This is a genomic window from Sphingopyxis indica (genome assembly GCF_032879645.1).
Classification (GTDB): Bacteria; Pseudomonadota; Alphaproteobacteria; order Sphingomonadales; family Sphingomonadaceae; genus Sphingopyxis; species Sphingopyxis indica.
The window spans coordinates 689730-705141 of sequence record NZ_CP076394.1; the positions used below are offsets into that span (position 1 = coordinate 689730).

23 protein-coding genes are annotated in these 15412 nt (G+C 65.0%); 17 read left to right on the top strand and 6 right to left on the bottom strand.

The features are described 5' to 3' along the window. Positions 1–7: 7 nt before the first annotated feature. Positions 8–472 carry an Lrp/AsnC family transcriptional regulator gene (locus KNJ79_RS03200; RefSeq protein ID WP_317152775.1) on the bottom strand — a complete coding sequence of 155 codons (465 nt, stop codon included), beginning with the start codon at positions 470–472 and terminating at the stop codon, positions 8–10. 156 nt (positions 473–628) lie between these two features. Here KNJ79_RS03200 and ald point away from each other — a divergent pair, with 156 nt between their 5' ends. The 5 genes from ald (at position 629) to sdhA (ending at position 4961) form a co-directional block, all read left to right on the top strand. After that, the gene (gene ald / locus KNJ79_RS03205) at positions 629–1744 is read left to right on the top strand and encodes an alanine dehydrogenase (protein WP_317152776.1); all 1116 of its coding nucleotides are present in this window, start codon (positions 629–631) and stop codon (positions 1742–1744) included. A gap of 22 nt (positions 1745–1766) precedes the next feature. Then, positions 1767–2009, top strand: coding sequence for a hypothetical protein (locus tag KNJ79_RS03210; protein ID WP_317152777.1), 243 nt, complete (start codon positions 1767–1769; stop codon positions 2007–2009). Positions 2010–2333: 324 nt separating this feature from the next. Next, a complete protein-coding gene (gene sdhC, locus KNJ79_RS03215) occupies positions 2334–2777 on the top strand; it encodes a succinate dehydrogenase, cytochrome b556 subunit (RefSeq protein ID WP_089216953.1) in 444 nt (147 codons plus the stop codon). Further along, the gene (sdhD, locus tag KNJ79_RS03220; RefSeq protein WP_089216952.1) at positions 2770–3162 is read left to right on the top strand and encodes a succinate dehydrogenase, hydrophobic membrane anchor protein; all 393 of its coding nucleotides are present in this window, start codon (positions 2770–2772) and stop codon (positions 3160–3162) included. The genes sdhC and sdhD overlap by 8 nt, the downstream gene beginning before the upstream one ends. Beyond that, complete coding sequence (gene sdhA / locus KNJ79_RS03225) at positions 3159–4961, top strand: succinate dehydrogenase flavoprotein subunit (protein WP_317152778.1); 1803 nt, start codon at positions 3159–3161, stop codon at positions 4959–4961. Before sdhD ends, sdhA begins: the two co-directional genes overlap by 4 nt. Before the next feature lie 47 nt (positions 4962–5008). On the opposite strand, the gene KNJ79_RS03230 is transcribed toward sdhA, so the two are convergent. The 3 genes from KNJ79_RS03230 to rplU all read right to left on the bottom strand — a co-directional run bounded on the left by KNJ79_RS03230 (position 5009) and on the right by rplU (position 6679). Continuing rightward, on the bottom strand, positions 5009–5620 hold the full coding sequence (locus KNJ79_RS03230; protein WP_089216950.1) for a GNAT family N-acetyltransferase: 612 nt from the start codon (positions 5618–5620) through the stop codon (positions 5009–5011). Positions 5621–5858: 238 nt separating this feature from the next. Further along, entirely contained in the window at positions 5859–6128 is a 270-nt protein-coding gene (gene rpmA, locus KNJ79_RS03235; RefSeq protein WP_089216949.1) for a 50S ribosomal protein L27, read from the bottom strand. Positions 6129–6172: 44 nt separating this feature from the next. After that, positions 6173–6679, bottom strand: a complete 507-nt coding sequence (rplU, locus tag KNJ79_RS03240; RefSeq protein ID WP_317152779.1) for a 50S ribosomal protein L21 — start codon at positions 6677–6679, stop codon at positions 6173–6175. Positions 6680–6905: 226 nt separating this feature from the next. On the opposite strand from rplU, the gene KNJ79_RS03245 reads away from it, so the two are divergent. Then, positions 6906–7427, top strand: coding sequence for a hypothetical protein (locus KNJ79_RS03245; protein WP_317152780.1), 522 nt, complete (start codon positions 6906–6908; stop codon positions 7425–7427). Between the two features lie 45 nt (positions 7428–7472). Here KNJ79_RS03245 and pspF read toward each other — a convergent pair whose 3' ends face one another. Beyond that, positions 7473–8492: a phage shock protein operon transcriptional activator gene (pspF, locus tag KNJ79_RS03250; protein ID WP_317152781.1), complete on the bottom strand. Its 1020-nt coding sequence runs from the start codon at positions 8490–8492 to the stop codon at positions 7473–7475. Between pspF and KNJ79_RS03255 the strand changes: the two genes are divergently transcribed. The 11 genes from KNJ79_RS03255 to KNJ79_RS03305 all read left to right on the top strand — a co-directional run bounded on the left by KNJ79_RS03255 (position 8470) and on the right by KNJ79_RS03305 (position 12653). Next, on the top strand, positions 8470–8844 hold the full coding sequence (locus KNJ79_RS03255; protein ID WP_317152782.1) for a hypothetical protein: 375 nt from the start codon (positions 8470–8472) through the stop codon (positions 8842–8844). The genes pspF and KNJ79_RS03255 overlap by 23 nt on opposite strands. 104 nt (positions 8845–8948) lie before the next feature. Continuing rightward, positions 8949–9611, top strand: a complete 663-nt coding sequence (gene pspA, locus KNJ79_RS03260) for a phage shock protein PspA (RefSeq protein WP_089216946.1) — start codon at positions 8949–8951, stop codon at positions 9609–9611. A gap of 12 nt (positions 9612–9623) precedes the next feature. Next, entirely contained in the window at positions 9624–9899 is a 276-nt protein-coding gene (pspB, locus tag KNJ79_RS03265) for an envelope stress response membrane protein PspB (RefSeq protein WP_089216945.1), read from the top strand. Position 9900: 1 nt separating this feature from the next. After that, positions 9901–10281, top strand: coding sequence for an envelope stress response membrane protein PspC (gene pspC / locus KNJ79_RS03270; RefSeq protein ID WP_089216944.1), 381 nt, complete (start codon positions 9901–9903; stop codon positions 10279–10281). Positions 10282–10325: 44 nt separating this feature from the next. Further along, the gene (locus KNJ79_RS03275; protein ID WP_317152783.1) at positions 10326–10625 is read left to right on the top strand and encodes a hypothetical protein; all 300 of its coding nucleotides are present in this window, start codon (positions 10326–10328) and stop codon (positions 10623–10625) included. 16 nt (positions 10626–10641) lie between these two features. Continuing rightward, on the top strand, positions 10642–10962 hold the full coding sequence (locus tag KNJ79_RS03280; RefSeq protein ID WP_317152784.1) for a hypothetical protein: 321 nt from the start codon (positions 10642–10644) through the stop codon (positions 10960–10962). A gap of 11 nt (positions 10963–10973) precedes the next feature. Next, a complete protein-coding gene (locus KNJ79_RS03285) occupies positions 10974–11246 on the top strand; it encodes a hypothetical protein (protein WP_089216941.1) in 273 nt (90 codons plus the stop codon). A 23-nt stretch (positions 11247–11269) separates the two neighbouring features. Next, on the top strand, positions 11270–11518 hold the full coding sequence (locus KNJ79_RS03290) for a hypothetical protein (protein ID WP_089216940.1): 249 nt from the start codon (positions 11270–11272) through the stop codon (positions 11516–11518). Between the two features lie 32 nt (positions 11519–11550). Next, positions 11551–11826, top strand: a complete 276-nt coding sequence (locus tag KNJ79_RS03295; RefSeq protein ID WP_089216939.1) for a hypothetical protein — start codon at positions 11551–11553, stop codon at positions 11824–11826. Positions 11827–11850: 24 nt separating this feature from the next. Continuing rightward, positions 11851–12105 (top strand): hypothetical protein, encoded by a 255-nt coding sequence (locus KNJ79_RS03300; protein ID WP_170935602.1) that lies wholly within the window; start codon positions 11851–11853, stop codon positions 12103–12105. A gap of 137 nt (positions 12106–12242) precedes the next feature. Beyond that, positions 12243–12653, top strand: coding sequence for a SufE family protein (locus KNJ79_RS03305; RefSeq protein ID WP_317152785.1), 411 nt, complete (start codon positions 12243–12245; stop codon positions 12651–12653). 244 nt (positions 12654–12897) lie between these two features. Here KNJ79_RS03305 and KNJ79_RS03310 read toward each other — a convergent pair whose 3' ends face one another. After that, positions 12898–15369: a TonB-dependent receptor gene (locus tag KNJ79_RS03310; protein ID WP_317152786.1), complete on the bottom strand. Its 2472-nt coding sequence runs from the start codon at positions 15367–15369 to the stop codon at positions 12898–12900. Positions 15370–15412 lie beyond the last annotated feature (43 nt).

The window sequence follows — 15412 nt, forward strand, 5'->3', positions numbered from 1 at the left end:
TGGAATCTCAGGCCGCGCGCACCGGATAGCCTTCGAAACCCTTGATCGTGCGCAGCGCAAAGGCGCTGTGCATCGCGGCGACACCGGGCAGCCGCGACAGGCAGTGGCGGTGCAGCCGGTCGAAATCGGCGACGCTGCGTGCTGCGACGCGCAGGCGATAGTCCGCCGCTCCCGACAGGAGCTGGCATTCGAGGATCTCGTCGAAGCGCATCACCGCGCTTTCGAACGCGGTCAGCGCCTCCTCGCTCTGCGAGGTCAGCGTGATGTCGACGAACACGTCGAGCCCCAGCCCGATCCGCTCGGGATCGAGCCGCGCCGCATAGCCGGCGATGATCCCCGCCGCCTCGAGCGCGCGGATGCGGCGATGGCACGCCGAGGGCGACAGTCCGACCGCGTCGCCGAGCTCGACCGCCGGTTTCGGGCCGTCGCGTTGCAGAAGCTCGAGCAGTTTGACGTCGATTCGGTCGAGCATTTGGCGTCGATTCTTCTCATCTTGCATAATTTGTGCGCGATCCTGTGACAGCAAGCGAAAATATGCAAGCACCTCGCACGGCCTTGCTGTTATGGTTCGCCAAAGGCTTCGGGAACCGGAAATTGGCGCCCGACGTAGCGTTAGTGGAGAGCGATCATGATCATCGGCACGCCGAAGGAAATCAAGAATCACGAATATCGCGTCGGGCTGACCCCCGAAAGCGTGCGCGAACTTGTCGCGCACGGGCATCGGGTGCTGGTGGAGACCGGCGCCGGCGAAGGCATCGCTGCGCACGATGAACTGTATCGCGACGCGGGGGCCGAGATCGTCGCCACGCCCGCCGACATCTTCGCCAATTGCGACATGGTGGTGAAGGTCAAGGAGCCGCAGGCGAACGAGCGCGCGATGCTGCGCGAGGGCCAGATCCTCTACACCTATCTCCACCTCGCGCCCGATCCCGATCAGACGCAGGGCCTGATGAAATCGGGCGCGGTGTGCATCGCCTATGAAACCGTCACCAGCCCGCACGGCGGCCTGCCGCTTTTGAAACCGATGAGCCAGGTCGCGGGGCGCATGTCGATCCAGGCGGGGGCGACCGCGCTCGAAAAGGCGCATGGCGGGCTCGGCGTATTGCTCGGTGGCGTCCCCGGGGTTGCGCCAGGCAAGGTCACGATCATCGGCGGCGGCGTCGTCGGCTTCAACGCGGCACAGATGGCGACCGGGCTCGGCGCCGACGTGACGATCCTCGACCGCGACCCCGAAGTGCTCGAGCGCGTCGGCACCTTCTTCGAATCGCGGGCGAAGACGCGCTTTTCGAACCGCGCGAACCTCGCCCAATGCGTCGCCGAGGCCGATCTCGTCATTGGCGCGGTGCTGATCCCCGGCGCCGAAGCGCCGAAGCTCGTCAGCCGCGAGATGCTGAAGACGATGCGCCCCGGATCGGTGCTCGTCGACGTCGCGATCGACCAGGGCGGCTGTTTCGAGACGAGCCACCCGACGACGCACGACGTCCCTACCTATGTCGTCGACGGGATCGTCCACTATGCGGTCGCGAACATGCCCGGCGCGGTGGCGCGCACCAGCACCTATGCGCTCAACAATGTCACCCTGCCGCACGCGCTGCGCATCGCCGACCTCGGCTGGAAAGAGGCGCTGCGGCGTGACGTGCATCTTTCGCACGGACTGAACGTTTGGAATGGGAAGGTTACGTTCGAGGCCGTAGCCGAAGCCGTCGGAACCGATTATGTGCCTGTCGAACAGGCACTCGCCTGACAGGAGGACCCGAGTTTCCAAAATGACCCTTGAGACGAACGACGATCATGAACCGCTGACGGCAGCAGATGCGGGCGAAGAGAATGAAGTGCTGCGCGCGGTCCGCGAACGCAAGCAGCAGGAACAGGCGGCCGAGGAAGCCGAAGCCGCCGATGGCCGCCGCGGCAAGCGGATCGGATGGAAGACCGCCGCCGCCGCGGGAATCGGCATCGGCTCGGCCGCGGTGCTCGCGGCGCTGCTCTATGCAGGCCGCGATCGGAAGTAGCCGCGCGGGGGCTGACACCTTCGCGGCTGCTTCGGGGTGGGAGCGGACGTTGGGATACGGCACGAACCTCCCCTCCCGCCTGCGGGAGGGGCAGTGAGGCTCGCGAGCTTGCTCGCTAGCCGCAGCGGGGTGGGCCTCTGTGCCGTCGCTGCCCACCCCCGACCCCTCCCGCAAGCGGGAGGGGAGGATTTATGCCCGCTGTCGGCCGATCCCCGCCAACCGCTAAATCTTGCCTGCCTCGGCGCCTAAGCAATTGCATATCGCCGCGGGAAGGCTTAACCGGCGCTCCATCGACCGGATAGAGTCATAAGATACGGGGCTGATATGGCTGGCAAGCAACCGAGCGCACGGCCGCTCTCACCGCACCTCGGGGTGTATAAATGGGCGCCGTCGATGGCGGTCTCGATCTTCCACCGCATCACCGGCGACGGGCTTGCCATCGTCGGCGCGCTGATGTTCCTCTGGTGGCTCGGCGCGCTCGCCGCCGGCCCCGATGCCTATGCCGCCTTCGTCGCGTGCGTCTGGCACGATCCCGACGCGGGTACGGTGCATCGGGTAACCAATATTCTCGGCAAGGTCGTGCTCGTCGGCCTGACCTGGGCCTTTTTCCAGCATCTCTTCTCGGGCCTTCGCCATTTGGTGCTCGACACCGGCGCGGGCTATGAGCTCAAGATCAACCGGCTCTGGTCGACGCTGGTCTTCGTCGGCGCGATCCTCGCGACCGCGGCAACCTGGCTCTACATCGCGAAGGAGGCGCTCAATGGGTAATGGTACGCGTCTCGGCCGCGTGCGCGGGCTCGGCGCCTCGCACCACGGCACCGGCCACTGGCTCCAGCAACGCCTGACCGCGCTCGGCAACGTCTTGCTCGTCGTCTGGTTCTTCGTGTCGCTCCTGCGCCTGCCGCTCGGCGATCATGGCGCGGTGCTGCGCTGGGCCGCGAACCCGACCGTCGCGCTCGCGCTGATCCTGATGGTGGTCAGCGTCTTCTGGCACCTGCGCCTCGGGCTGCAGGTGATGATCGAGGATTATGTGCATGGCGAGGCGGCGCGCCTCTTCGCCATCGTCGTCCTGAATTTCTATGCGATCGGCGCCGCCGCCTACGGCATCTTCGCCATCGCCCGTATCGCTTTCGCCGGGGGATCCGCGGCATGACCGACGCCTACAAGATTATCGACCACACTTATGACACCGTCGTCGTCGGCGCCGGGGGATCGGGCCTGCGCGCGACGATGGGCAGTGCCGAGGCGGGGCTGAAGACCGCGTGCATCACCAAGGTGTTCCCGACGCGCAGCCACACCGTTGCGGCGCAGGGCGGCATCGCGGCCTCGCTCGGCAACAATTCGCCCGACCACTGGACCTGGCACATGTACGACACCGTCAAGGGGTCGGACTGGCTCGGCGACCAGGACGCGATCGAATATATGGTGCGCGAAGCGCCGCAGGCGGTTTACGAGCTCGAACATGCCGGCGTGCCCTTTTCGCGCAACCAGGACGGCACCATCTACCAGCGCCCGTTCGGCGGCCATATGCAGAATATGGGCGAAGGCCCGCCGGTGCAGCGCACCTGCGCCGCGGCCGACCGCACCGGCCACGCGATGCTCCACGCGCTCTATCAGCAGTCGCTGAAATATGACGCGGATTTCTTCATCGAATATTTCGCGCTCGACCTGATCATGGAGAGCGGCGTGTGCCGCGGCGTGATCGCGCTGTGCCTCGAGGACGGCAGTATCCACCGCTTTCGCAGCCAGGCCGTCGTGCTCGCGACGGGCGGCTATGGCCGCACCTATTTCACCGCGACCTCGGCGCACACCTGCACCGGCGACGGCGGTGGCATGGTGCTGCGCGCCGGCCTGCCGCTGCAGGACATGGAATTCGTCCAGTTCCACCCGACCGGCATCTATGGCGCGGGCGTGCTCATCACCGAAGGCGCGCGCGGCGAGGGCGGCTACCTCACCAACAGCGAAGGCGAGCGCTTCATGGAGCGCTATGCCCCGTCGGCGAAGGACCTCGCGTCGCGCGACGTCGTCTCGCGCTCGATGGCGCTCGAAATCCGCGAAGGCCGCGGCGTCGGGCCGCACAAGGACCATATCTTCCTGCACCTCGACCATATCGATCCGAAGGTGCTCGCTGAGCGCCTGCCGGGCATCACCGAGAGCGGCAAGATTTTCGCGGGCGTCGACCTGACGCGCCAGCCGCTGCCCGTCGTGCCGACGGTCCATTATAATATGGGCGGCATCCCGACCAACTATCACGGCGAGGTCGTCACGCTCGGCAAGGACGGCCCCGACACCGTGGTCCCCGGCCTGTTCGCGGTCGGCGAAGCGGCGTGCGTGTCGGTCCACGGCGCGAACCGCCTCGGCTCGAACAGCCTGATCGACCTCGTCGTCTTCGGCCGCGCGACCGGACATCGCCTCAAGGAACTGGTGAAACCCGGCGCCGCGCAGGACGCGCTGCCCAAGGACAGCGCCGACCTCGCGCTCGGCCGCCTCGACCATTTCCGCAATGCCAGCGGCGGCTCGCCGACCGCGGAAATCCGCACCGAGATGCAGCGCGCCATGTCGCAGCACGCCGCGGTGTTCCGCACCGACGAGCTGATGGCCGAAGGCAAGGAAAAGCTCGCCAAGACCTATGCGCGGATGCAGGACATCCACGTCACCGACCGCAGCCTGATCTGGAACACCGACCTCGTCGAAACGCTCGAGCTCGACAATCTGATCGCGCAGGCGGTGGTGACGATGCACTCGGCGCACAACCGCAAGGAAAGCCGCGGCGCCCACGCGCACGAGGATTTCCCCGATCGCGACGATGCGAACTGGATGAAGCACACGGTCAGCTGGTTCGACGGCTGGGGCGGCAAGGGCGGCGGCGTCAAGATCGACTATCGCCCGGTCCACGAATATACGCTCACCGACGACGCCGAATATATCAAGCCGAAGGCGCGCGTTTACTGATATCGGAAAACAGGCAAGGCGCATCAGCGCATCATGCCGCCCGTCTCCTACGCCGCCGCGAGGCGCCAGTCTTCGCGCAACGTGTCGGGCCAGCGAAGGCCGGGCATGGCGACGGGGCTGTCCTCCCCGTCGCCGTCATTGCCGGGAGCCGCGATCTCGCGCGCATATTCGATCGTCGGCGCCGTCTGGCTGCGGCCGAGGCTCGCGCGTTCGGGGTGGCGGCCGGTGGGCCGGAAGCCGAGCTTGCGCAGCACCGCACCCGACGCCGGATTGTCGGTGAAGTGCGATGCGACGAGGCGGCGGATGCCGAGCGTGCGCGCGAGGTCGATCATGTGGCGGCCCGCCTCGGTCGCATAGCCGAGCCCCCAATAGGGCCGCGCGACCCAATAGCCGAGTTCGACGTCGCCGCTCTCCATCCGGTCCATGCCGATGCAGCCGATCAGCCGCGGCGCGCTGGCGGTGCGCTGGATCATCAGAAAGCGGCTCGGGTTCCCTTCCGTCCAGCCGCCGAGGAAGGCGCGCGCATGCGCCTCGTCATAGGGCCAGGGTGCGCGCGACAGGTTGCGCACGATCATCTCGTCGCCGATCGCCCGCGCGAGGGCGGGGGCGTCTTCCTGCCAGCCGGGCCGCAGCAACAGTCTTTCGGTACGCGCAAACATCTCTTTTCACTCCCATTTGCCTGTTGCCGTTGGCGCCAGATGGTGACGCTTTGACGACAGGCGATGTGCGAGGGAGATGGATGGCCCCGTTTTCGCGTCCGCCCGCACGGGGCAAGCGGACAAGAAAAAAGGGAGACCGGGGGCGACCCGTCTCCCTCTTTTCGAACCTGGTTTCCGCTTGGGGCGGAAAGGGCGGCTCCGGGTCGTCCCTGGTGGACGACCCCGACCGGGTCGTCCCTTATTCGGCGGCGTCCGCCATGGCGTCGACCGACACATATTTGCGGCCAAGCTTGCCGTCGTGGAATCGGACGCGGCCGTCGGCGGTCGCGAACAGCGTGTGATCCTTGCCCATGCCGACGTTGACGCCCGGGTACACCTTGGTCCCGCGCTGGCGCACGATGATGTTGCCGCCGATCACGTCCTGACCGCCGAACTTCTTCACGCCAAGGCGGCGGCCGGCTGAGTCGCGACCGTTGCGCGAAGAACCGCCTGCTTTCTTATGTGCCATGACTGATGCTCCTTAATCTGTTGCCGAGCCGCGGACGAGCGCGCTCAGGCGTCCTTCTTGGGGGCTGCCTTCTTGGCAGCGGGCTTCTTCGCGGGGGCCTTCTCGGCGGCTTCCGCCTTCGGAGCAGCGGCCTTCCTGGGCGCGGCCTCCTTCTTGGGAGCCGCTTCCTTCTTGGCCGGCGCGGCCTTCGCTTCGGCAGCCGGAGCCGCTTCGGTCTTGGGCGCGGCTTCCTTCTTCGGCGCGGCCTTCTTGGCGTCGCCGATCGCGGTGATGCGCAGCAGCGTCAGCGACTGGCGGTGACCGTTGCGGCGGCGATAATTGTGCCGACGGCGCTTCTTGAAGACGATGACCTTTTCGCCGCGGGTCTGCGCGATGATCTCGGCCGACACGGTCAGGCCCTTCGCGTCCTTCACTTCGCCGCCGTCGCCGGCCAGCAGGACGTCGCCCAGCGACACGGTGTCGCCCGCTTCGCCGTCGATCTTTTCAACGGCGATCTTGTCTCCAGCGGCGACGCGATATTGTTTGCCGCCCGTGCGCACGATTGCGAACATGGTCTTCCATCCAATCAGAAACTAAAACGCCCGCGCTACCAGTCACCCGCCGAAGCAGGCGATTTTTCCGGCATGCGGGAAAGTCAGCGCCACTAGCGGTGAACGGCGGGGCTGTCAACCGCATATTTCGGGGTTTTTTGCGGTTTTGCCGTCGTTCGCGCCGGCGCGCGGTCTTTACCCGATTCGACCTTGCTGGACCGGTAAAGCGACCATATCAGAGACGGCGATGATGCGCACCCACCTCCTGATGCCGCTTCTTGCCGCCGCCCTGCTGCCGCTTTCGGGCTGTGCATCGGCGCAGCAGACGGGCGCGCCGTCGCTCGCCCCGCGCCCGGTCGAGGGCCGTTTCGACGTCGCGCCGCCCGCGGTGATCGCCGAGCCGCCGGGGCCGCTGCCGACTGACCTTGCCGGCCGCCTCGCGCGCTGGGAATCGGATGCGACGCAGGCGCAGCGGGCATTTGCGGCCGAACGCGACGGCACCGCCGCGCTCGTGTCGGAAGGCGTCGGCGCGAGCGTGGGCAGCGAGCGCTGGGTCGTCGCGCAGCAGGCGATCTCGCGCCTGCAATCGACGCGCGCGCCGCTGACCCTCGCGCTCGCCGACATCGACCGCCTCTATATCGACCGCAGCGTCGAGGAGCAGGTCGACGGCTTGCCCGACATCTACGCGCTGCGCGACCGGCTCGCCGACATGGATGCGACCCAGCGCGCGGTGGTCGATGCGCTGCAGGCGCAATTGCGGGAAGAATAGGGCGTTCGCTATAGCCGTCGCCCCGCCTTCGCGGGGGCGACCTTGTCAGTTCAACCCATGCTTCTTCAGCGCGTGCCGGATCTGATCGTAGCTGAGGCCGAGCGCTTCGGCGGCGACCTTCTGATTATAGCGGCAGCGCGCCATGGTGTCGGCGAGAATCTGCCGTTCATAGCCGTCAACCGCGGCGCGCAGGTCGTTCACCGTCCCGGCCGGCGGCGTGGCGGCGGACGCGGAATCGCCCGGCTGCGCCGGCGCCTCGGCCTTCGCCGCCGCCTTGCTCGCGACCGGTTGCCACGGGCTCGCGAACGGATCGAAGGTCAGCGCATCGACCGGCTTTTCGGGGTCGGCCCAGCGATAGATGGCGCGCTCGATCACATTCCTGAGCTCGCGGACATTCCCCGGCCAGTCGTGCCCCTCCATCGCCGCGAGCGCGCGCGGGCCGAAGCCCGGCCATTCCTCCCAGCCGAGCACCGCCGCCATGCGCTGCCCGAAATAGGTCGCGAGCACTTCGATGTCCCCCTCGCGCGCGCGAAGCGGGGGCAGGGTGATCACCTCGAACGACAGGCGGTCGAGCAGGTCGGCGCGGAAGCTGTTCGCCTCGACCAGCGCGGGCAGATGCTCGTTGGTCGCCGCGACGATGCGCACGTCGACGCGGATCGGGCGCGAGGCGCCGACGCGCGTGACCTCGCCATATTCGACCGCGCGCAAGAGGCGCTCCTGCGCCGCCATCGACATGGTCGCGAGCTCGTCGAGGAACAGCGTGCCGCCGTCGGCCTCCTCGAAGCGCCCTGCGCGGCTGCGCGTCGCACCGGTGAAGGCGCCCGCCTCATGCCCGAACAATTCGGCTTCGATCAGCGTTTCGGGCATCGCGGCGCAGTTCATGATGACATAGGGCTTGTCCCAGCGCGCCGACAGGCGGTGGAGGCGCTCCGCGATCAGTTCCTTGCCGGTGCCGCGCTCGCCGATGACCAGCACGGGGCGGTCGAGCGCCGCGGCCTGGCTCGCGCGATCGACCGCATCCTGAAAAGCCGCCGACTGGCCGATGAACTGCGTTTCGCGCTCCATTCCCAATCATTGGCAATATTTCCCGCTGATTGGCAAGAAAAATCGGCGAGCAAGGCGAATCCGGCGTGAAGTTGCGCCATTTTCGGGGCTTTCCGGCAATTGGCACGGTCCCTGCAAAGATTGGTGCGAACCGGCGCAATGGCGCGCCGGCGCAGTCAGAACAGGGAAGGTTGAAGCCATGAAGACGATGTTTGCCCAGGCCGCCACATTTGCGCTCAGCGCGGCGGGAGCGCTGGCCATTCTCGTCGGCGTGATCGACCATCCCCAGATCGCCGTCAGCCACGCCGGACACTCGGTCGGCATGATTTCGGTGATCGCTGCGGCTTCCCCGGCGGTCGGCCCGATGGCCTGACCGGCACTGGTGCCGGGGCACTCTCCCCCTTGCCCCGCCCCGGCACCAGCATTCATCAACCGTTACTGGGTCTCTAAAAAAGAATTCGATCAGGAGTTAGCAAAATGGGTATTTTTTCTCGAACCCGCGACATCATCGCCGCCAACGTCACCGATTTGCTCGACCGGGCGGAAGATCCCGAAAAGATGATCCGCCAGATCATTTTCGAGATGAACGAGACGCTGGTCGAGGTTCGCGCCTCCGCTGCCCGCACCATCGCGGACCAGAAGGAGATGCGCCGCCATATCGCCAAGCTCGAAAGCCTTCAGGACAGCTGGAAGGAAAAGGCCGAGCTTGCGCTGTCGAAGGACCGCGAGGATCTCGCCACCGCCGCGCTCGTCGAAAAGCAGAAGGCGGGCGACATGGCCGAGAAGCTGAAGGCCGAAATCGCGGTGCTCGACGACGCGCTCAAGGGCTATGAGGCCGATATCGCCAAGCTGCAAAAGAAGCTGAGCGAAGCGCGCGCGCGCCAGTCGGGTATCGTCAACCGCCTCGAAAGCGCCGAAAACCGCTACAGGCTGCGCGAAATGACGAACGGCGACCGCGTCGAGGATGCTTTCTCGCGCTTCGAGATCCTCGAGCGCCGCGTCGACGAGGCAGAAGGCCGCGCCGAAGCGCTTGGCCTCGGCTACAAGAAGTCGCTCGACGAAGAGATCGCCGAGCTGCAGGCCGCCGACAAGGTCGCCGACGAGCTCGCCGCGCTGAAGGCCGCGCAGGGCAAGAAATAAGGAACCGGACCGATGGAAGAAGTCATCATTGTCCCGATCGTCATCGGCACGCTCTTCCTCGGTCTGCCCTGGCTGATCCTCCACTATATCACCAAGTGGAAGCAGGCCAAGACGCTGACCGGAGAGGATGAGCAACTGCTCGACGAACTTTACGATACGGCTCGCCGGCTCGAGAATCGTCTTCATACCGTCGAACGCATCATCAGCGCCGACCATCCCGATTTCCGCCCCGCGGTGCGCAGCGATGAGGATTTGGCGCAGCTCGAGAATATGAACAGGAGGAACTGAGATGTCTGCCAGCCGCACCAAATTCTATCTCGACAAGCAGAACGCCAAATGGAGCGGCGTCTGTGCGGGGATCGCGGACTATAGCGGCATCGACGCGCTGTGGGTCCGGGTCGGCGCGGTGCTGCTCACCTTGATGGGCGGCTTCCCCTGGACGCTGATCGCCTATTGGCTCGTCGCCTGGATGGCCACGCCCAAGCCCTTTGCGCTCTATGCGACGCAGGAGGAGGCTAAATTCTGGCAGGGCGTGCGGTCGAACCCCAGCGCTTCGACCCGCGACATCCGCTCGCGCTTCCGCGACATCGACCGCCGGCTTGCCGACATCGAGCAATATTATACCAGCCACAACCGCCGTCTCGCCGACGAAATCGACGCGCTGCGCTGAGCAGGAACCGGTTTCGAGCGGACGGGCAACAGGGAGAATGAGCAATGAGTTGGGGTAGTCCGTCCTTCGTCCTCGTCATCATCGGCATGTCGATGGTCGGCTGGATGGTGACGACGTGGATGCGCGCCAAGCATGGCTATCCGGTCGAGAATGAATGGGGCGAGACGGTTCATCGAACCACCCCCGACGCCGATCGAAAAATCGCGCTGCTGGAAGGCGATAATGCCAAGCTCGCCGACAAGATTGTCCGGCTCGAGGAACGCATTGCGGTGCTCGAACGCATCGCGACCGACACCAATGGACAAGCGGCGCAGCTCGCCGACCAGATCGACCGGCTGCGCTGAGAGAGAGGATTTGCACATGGAAGCCATTGAAATCATCAGTGCGATCGCCCCCATCGTCACGATCGTCGGCGTGGTCGCGATCGGCGGCTGGGTCTTCACGACCTGGCTCCGGATCAAGAACGGCTATCCGCTCGACGGCGCCTGGGGCCAGGCGATCTATCCGAAGACGAGCGACGAGGCGATGGAGCGCGTCAAGCTGATCAGCCAGGAAAATGCGCAGCTGCGCGCCGAGCTCGGCTCGGTCAAGGATCGCCTCTCGGTGGTCGAGCGCATCGTCACCGATGAGAGCCACCGGGTAGCGAGCGAAATCGAGGCGCTGCGGCGCCCGGCGAACTGAGGAGCGAACCGATGAACGAATATTTCATTCTGGGCTTCTTCTTCATCGTGGTCGGCATCCCGGTGATCCTCGGCGTGGGCGGCGACATGTACAAGCGCCACCTGAAGTTCAAGGAAAAGCAGCTCGAGGCGATCAGCAACGAGACCGCCGAAAAGGCGGCGCAATATGCTGCGCACACCGAACGGCTTGAGCAGCGGATGCGCGTCCTCGAACGCATCGTCACCGATCGCGGCCTCGAGGTCGCGGACGAGATCGAAAAGCTGCGCGACGCGCCGCTCAACTGACGGAAAAGATTTGGAGAAGACCCATGGGTGACGAAATCTGGATCCTGATCCCGCTCGCTCCCTTCATCCTGACCGGCTTCATCGTGTGGTCGAAGCATCAGCAGCGGATGATCGAGAAACAGTCGGAGATGACCGCCGAAAAGGCGGCGCAATATGCGACGCAGACCGAAAAGCTCGAAGCACGCGTGCGCGTCCTCGAACGCATCGTCACCGATCGTGGCATCGACGTCGCCGACGAAATCGACAAGCTGCGCGACGCGCCGCTCAACTGACAGATACGAAAGACACGAAAGGATCCCTCCCCATGAACCCCTTTGAAATGGTCATCGGCATCGTCCTCATCGTGACGATCGGCAGCATCATCCGGGCGAAATATGGCGTGCATGGCCACCGCGGCCGTGACAGCGGCTATGGCCCCGATATTACCCCGCGCGACGATGCCGAGACCAAGGCGCTGCAGGCGGAGATCCGCGCCCTCAAAGAGCGCATCCAGGTGCTCGAACGCATCGCCACCGACAATAACCGCGCCGTCAGCCTCGACGAAGAGATCGAGAAGCTGCGCGACCGGTCCCTCCCGTAAAAGCGACGAAGAAGGAGCCGATCCATGGGCACCATGACGTCCGACCTTGCCACCAATCTGGTCACCGCAGCGATCGCACTCTCCGCGCTGACCATCGTCAGTCTGGTCGCGCTGCGCGGCTGGCGCGACTGGATTCAGCTGAAGCGCGAGGAACTCGCGGCGGGGCACGGCCCGGCGCAGGACCCCGCGGTCCCGCACGCGGGCTCGCGCATCGAGATCGCCGATCTGAAGGAACGGCTGCGCAAGCTGGAAGCGATCGCGGCGGGGGTCGATCTTTAACTATGACGTCGCCCCGCGCAGGCGGGGGCCGCCGGCGGCCTTGCCCGGCGGCGTTGCGTAAACCTCCAGCGGCCCCCGCCTGCGCGGGGGCGACGGTTTCTCTTTAAACCGCATGTCGAATCTGCCACTGCCGCGCCATGCGCAGTCTCGACGATATTTTCGAAGAATATGACTTTCTCGACGGCGACGATCGCTATCGCCTGCTGATCGAACTCGGCCGCAGCCTCGAGCCGATGCCCGACGCGCTCAAGACCGACGCGACGCGGGTAGCGGGCTGTTCGGCGAGCGTGTGGGTCTATCCGGTGCCGCAGGCGGGCGGCCACCTCCACTTCCTCGCCGACAGCAATGCGGCGATCACCAAGGGCATCGTGGCGCTGGTGCTGAGCGCGGTGCAGGACCAGCCCGCAGCGGAGGTCGCCAAGATGGACATCGCCGCCCGCCTCGCCCCCTTCGACCTGACACGCCAGCTCTCCTCGAACCGCACGCAGGGGGTGCCGAACATGATCGCGCTGGTCCAGGACACGGCGCGGCGGATTGCGGCGGAATAGCAAGCGAGCCCCGACGTCGGCAAACGACCGATTGCTGCCCTATTTATCATCGTCACCCCGGACTTGATCCGGGGTCCATGACTTCGGCGCTGCTGTGGATCCCGGATCAAGTCCGGGATGACGAAAGAGAGCAGGCGAACGTCAGTTCCCCACCCCGAAGCCGCCAGATCAGTTTGCTGGACGACCACAAAAAAGGGCGCGGGAGTTGCTTCCCGCGCCCCGTTTTGAATCGATGCCGCCGGACTTAGAAGCCGATGACGATCGAGCCGCTGATCGCGCGCGGCGAGCCGATGTTCACGAAGGTCGAGGTGGTCGTGAGGCCGGTCGAGGCCGAACCGATATAGACCTTGTCGAACAGGTTGCTGACGTTGAGCTGGAAATAAGTCTTTTCCAGGCCCCACTGTGCGAGCGAAAGGCGCGCGTCGAGATCGACGATCGTGTAGCCCGGGAGGGTCACGGTGTTGATGTCGTTCAGGAAGCGGCTGCCGGTGCGCTTGACCTGCGCACCCAGTTCCACGGGTCCGAGGGTTCCCTGGACGCGGGCGCCATAGGTATATTTCGGCGCACCCGCCTCGCGTTTGCCGGCCGTCGGGGCGAAGCTCGTTTCGCCGGTCTGGACGTCGTCCTGGATTTCCGACTTCAGGTAGGAACCGAAGACATAGATCAGGATCGGGTCGGCGGGACGATAGGCGACGCTGCCGTCGATACCGTATTTTTCGACCTTGCCGAGGTTGCGCGTGACGGTGCAATCGCAATCGGGATCATAGGCCGACGCCAGACGGTTGGTATATTTATTGTACCAACCCGATACCTGCGCCTGGACGCGGCCCGACTGATAGCGGAAGCCGACGTCGAACGCGTCCGAGGTTTCCGGCGCCGGCGAACCCGCCGGATCACCCTTGGGGAAGTAGATCGCGCCATAGAGCGCGTCGGTGCCGGGGACCGAGAGGTTCTTCGCATAGCTTGCAAAGACGCTCGCGTTCTGGGTGAACTTATAGGTCAATCCGACGTTCGGCAGCAGCTTGTCATATTTCAGCGTGCGCGACTGCGGCGCGGTATAGTCGGGGTTGGCATCCAGATAGTCCTGAATATTCGCGTCGCCGTTGATGCAGTTGACGTTGCCGCCGGCATCGGTCGTGACGCAATATTGATTAAGGTCACGCTTGAAGAAGGGCGCGCGGGCGCCGAGCAGCACGATCAGCGAATCGTCGAGGAACGAACCGCGATATTCGCCCGAAACCTGATGCAGCGTCGCATAGGAGAGGCGATTCCGCTTCTGCGGCGCGATACCGTCGATATCGAGCAGCGGGTCATTGATCGGGAAGACATCATACGGCTCGCCGTTGGGATATAGCAGGCCCGACGTGCCGGTCTGACGGTGACGCGCCCGGTCATAGGTGTAGGCGATACGGATGCGGTTCGATTCGTCGATGTCGTACGACAGGTTGGCGATCACCCCGTAGCGCCGCGTTTGCGTGTGACTCGGCGACAAAATGGTCACATAGTCGAGCGCGTCGCCGTCGCCGTTCAGATCGACGCCGCCGAAATAATAATATTGTGTGCTGCGGTCCGGACGCCCAGCATTGCGCGGATCCGTCGTATAGATTCCGCCGGTGAAGCCATCGTCCGAGAAACCTTCGTAGCCGGTGGAGGTGCCACCGCCATTCGCTTTCACATATTGGAAGCTCGGATCGACGGTCAGAACCAAATTGTCGGCGAGCGTGAAGCGCGAATTGATGCGGATATTGCCGGTGTTCGACGGATTATAGCGACGCTCGAACTCCGTGCCGCAGCTCGTATCGGCCAAATCGGGGGCGCCTTCGACGCCCGGGTCGATCGCGCAAGGATAGTTGATGTCATAGAAGCGCGAGGAGGGGTCGAGCGGCCAGTTCACGTTCGACGTCGGCGAACCGTTGAAGTTGTTGCGGTTCTCATTGTAGTGGCCGGCGATCGAGATGAAGTCGCCATTGTCGCCGATCGGCTGATAAATCTTGCCATTATACTGCTGCTTGTCGACGCCGCCGTAGTTCGAATAGGTCGAATCGTTCTTTGCCCTTGACGCCGAGAACCACGCCTTGGTGCCCCACGGCGTGAAGACGCCGGTCTGGATCAGGCCGAACGCGCGGTAGAAGGGGCGGTCGCCAGGATTGCCGCGCGCGACGATGTTGCCATAGGTGGCGCTGACCATCGCCCCCATATCGTCGCTCGGGGTGAGCGAGCGGATGTTGATCGTGCCGCCCGCGGCCGATGCGGTCGGGCTGTCGACGTCGGTCGAACCGAGGCTGACGGTCGCCGATTCGATGATCTCGGGATCGAGCATCTGGTTGGTGTAGAGCGCGTAATTGCCCGAATCGTTCAGCGGAATGCCGTCGACGGTCTGCGAGATGCGATCCGACGAAAAGCCGCGGATCGTGAAGCTGCCGCCCAGCGAGCCCCACGGGTCGTTGTTGGTGAAGCTGACACCGGGGACGAGGTTCAGCGTGTCGTTGATCGTCTGACCCGGACGCTGACGCATGATGATTTCCTGGTCGAGCGTCACTTTGGCCTTCGGCGTTTCCGGAACGATGACGCCGCCGACGTCGCGCGAGACCGAACCGGTGACGACGATCGCGTCGTCGAAGTCCTGCGAACCGGTCGACTGCGCGAAGGCAGGCGTCGAGAGCAGCGCAACGGGAAGCGTCGCGACGCTCGCTGCGAGAATATGGCGGAATTTCATGACTGGGTGTCCCCTTTTGGTGGCTTAACGGCGGCGTGCGACT

What these genes read in the sequence shown, in the direction of transcription:
- KNJ79_RS03200 (WP_317152775.1), bottom strand. Translation starts at nt 472, where the DNA reads ATGCTCGACCGAATCGACGTCAAACTGCTCGAGCTTCTGCAACGCGAC.
- ald (WP_317152776.1), top strand. Translation starts at nt 629, where the DNA reads ATGATCATCGGCACGCCGAAGGAAATCAAGAATCACGAATATCGCGTC.
- KNJ79_RS03210 (WP_317152777.1), top strand. Translation starts at nt 1,767, where the DNA reads ATGACCCTTGAGACGAACGACGATCATGAACCGCTGACGGCAGCAGAT.
- sdhC (WP_089216953.1), top strand. Translation starts at nt 2,334, where the DNA reads ATGGCTGGCAAGCAACCGAGCGCACGGCCGCTCTCACCGCACCTCGGG.
- sdhD (WP_089216952.1), top strand. Translation starts at nt 2,770, where the DNA reads ATGGGTAATGGTACGCGTCTCGGCCGCGTGCGCGGGCTCGGCGCCTCG.
- sdhA (WP_317152778.1), top strand. Translation starts at nt 3,159, where the DNA reads ATGACCGACGCCTACAAGATTATCGACCACACTTATGACACCGTCGTC.
- KNJ79_RS03230 (WP_089216950.1), bottom strand. Translation starts at nt 5,620, where the DNA reads ATGTTTGCGCGTACCGAAAGACTGTTGCTGCGGCCCGGCTGGCAGGAA.
- rpmA (WP_089216949.1), bottom strand. Translation starts at nt 6,128, where the DNA reads ATGGCACATAAGAAAGCAGGCGGTTCTTCGCGCAACGGTCGCGACTCA.
- rplU (WP_317152779.1), bottom strand. Translation starts at nt 6,679, where the DNA reads ATGTTCGCAATCGTGCGCACGGGCGGCAAACAATATCGCGTCGCCGCT.
- KNJ79_RS03245 (WP_317152780.1), top strand. Translation starts at nt 6,906, where the DNA reads ATGATGCGCACCCACCTCCTGATGCCGCTTCTTGCCGCCGCCCTGCTG.
- KNJ79_RS03255 (WP_317152782.1), top strand. Translation starts at nt 8,470, where the DNA reads ATGAACTGCGTTTCGCGCTCCATTCCCAATCATTGGCAATATTTCCCG.
- pspF (WP_317152781.1), bottom strand. Translation starts at nt 8,492, where the DNA reads ATGGAGCGCGAAACGCAGTTCATCGGCCAGTCGGCGGCTTTTCAGGAT.
- pspA (WP_089216946.1), top strand. Translation starts at nt 8,949, where the DNA reads ATGGGTATTTTTTCTCGAACCCGCGACATCATCGCCGCCAACGTCACC.
- pspB (WP_089216945.1), top strand. Translation starts at nt 9,624, where the DNA reads ATGGAAGAAGTCATCATTGTCCCGATCGTCATCGGCACGCTCTTCCTC.
- pspC (WP_089216944.1), top strand. Translation starts at nt 9,901, where the DNA reads ATGTCTGCCAGCCGCACCAAATTCTATCTCGACAAGCAGAACGCCAAA.
- KNJ79_RS03275 (WP_317152783.1), top strand. Translation starts at nt 10,326, where the DNA reads ATGAGTTGGGGTAGTCCGTCCTTCGTCCTCGTCATCATCGGCATGTCG.
- KNJ79_RS03280 (WP_317152784.1), top strand. Translation starts at nt 10,642, where the DNA reads ATGGAAGCCATTGAAATCATCAGTGCGATCGCCCCCATCGTCACGATC.
- KNJ79_RS03285 (WP_089216941.1), top strand. Translation starts at nt 10,974, where the DNA reads ATGAACGAATATTTCATTCTGGGCTTCTTCTTCATCGTGGTCGGCATC.
- KNJ79_RS03290 (WP_089216940.1), top strand. Translation starts at nt 11,270, where the DNA reads ATGGGTGACGAAATCTGGATCCTGATCCCGCTCGCTCCCTTCATCCTG.
- KNJ79_RS03295 (WP_089216939.1), top strand. Translation starts at nt 11,551, where the DNA reads ATGAACCCCTTTGAAATGGTCATCGGCATCGTCCTCATCGTGACGATC.
- KNJ79_RS03300 (WP_170935602.1), top strand. Translation starts at nt 11,851, where the DNA reads ATGGGCACCATGACGTCCGACCTTGCCACCAATCTGGTCACCGCAGCG.
- KNJ79_RS03305 (WP_317152785.1), top strand. Translation starts at nt 12,243, where the DNA reads ATGCGCAGTCTCGACGATATTTTCGAAGAATATGACTTTCTCGACGGC.
- KNJ79_RS03310 (WP_317152786.1), bottom strand. Translation starts at nt 15,369, where the DNA reads ATGAAATTCCGCCATATTCTCGCAGCGAGCGTCGCGACGCTTCCCGTT.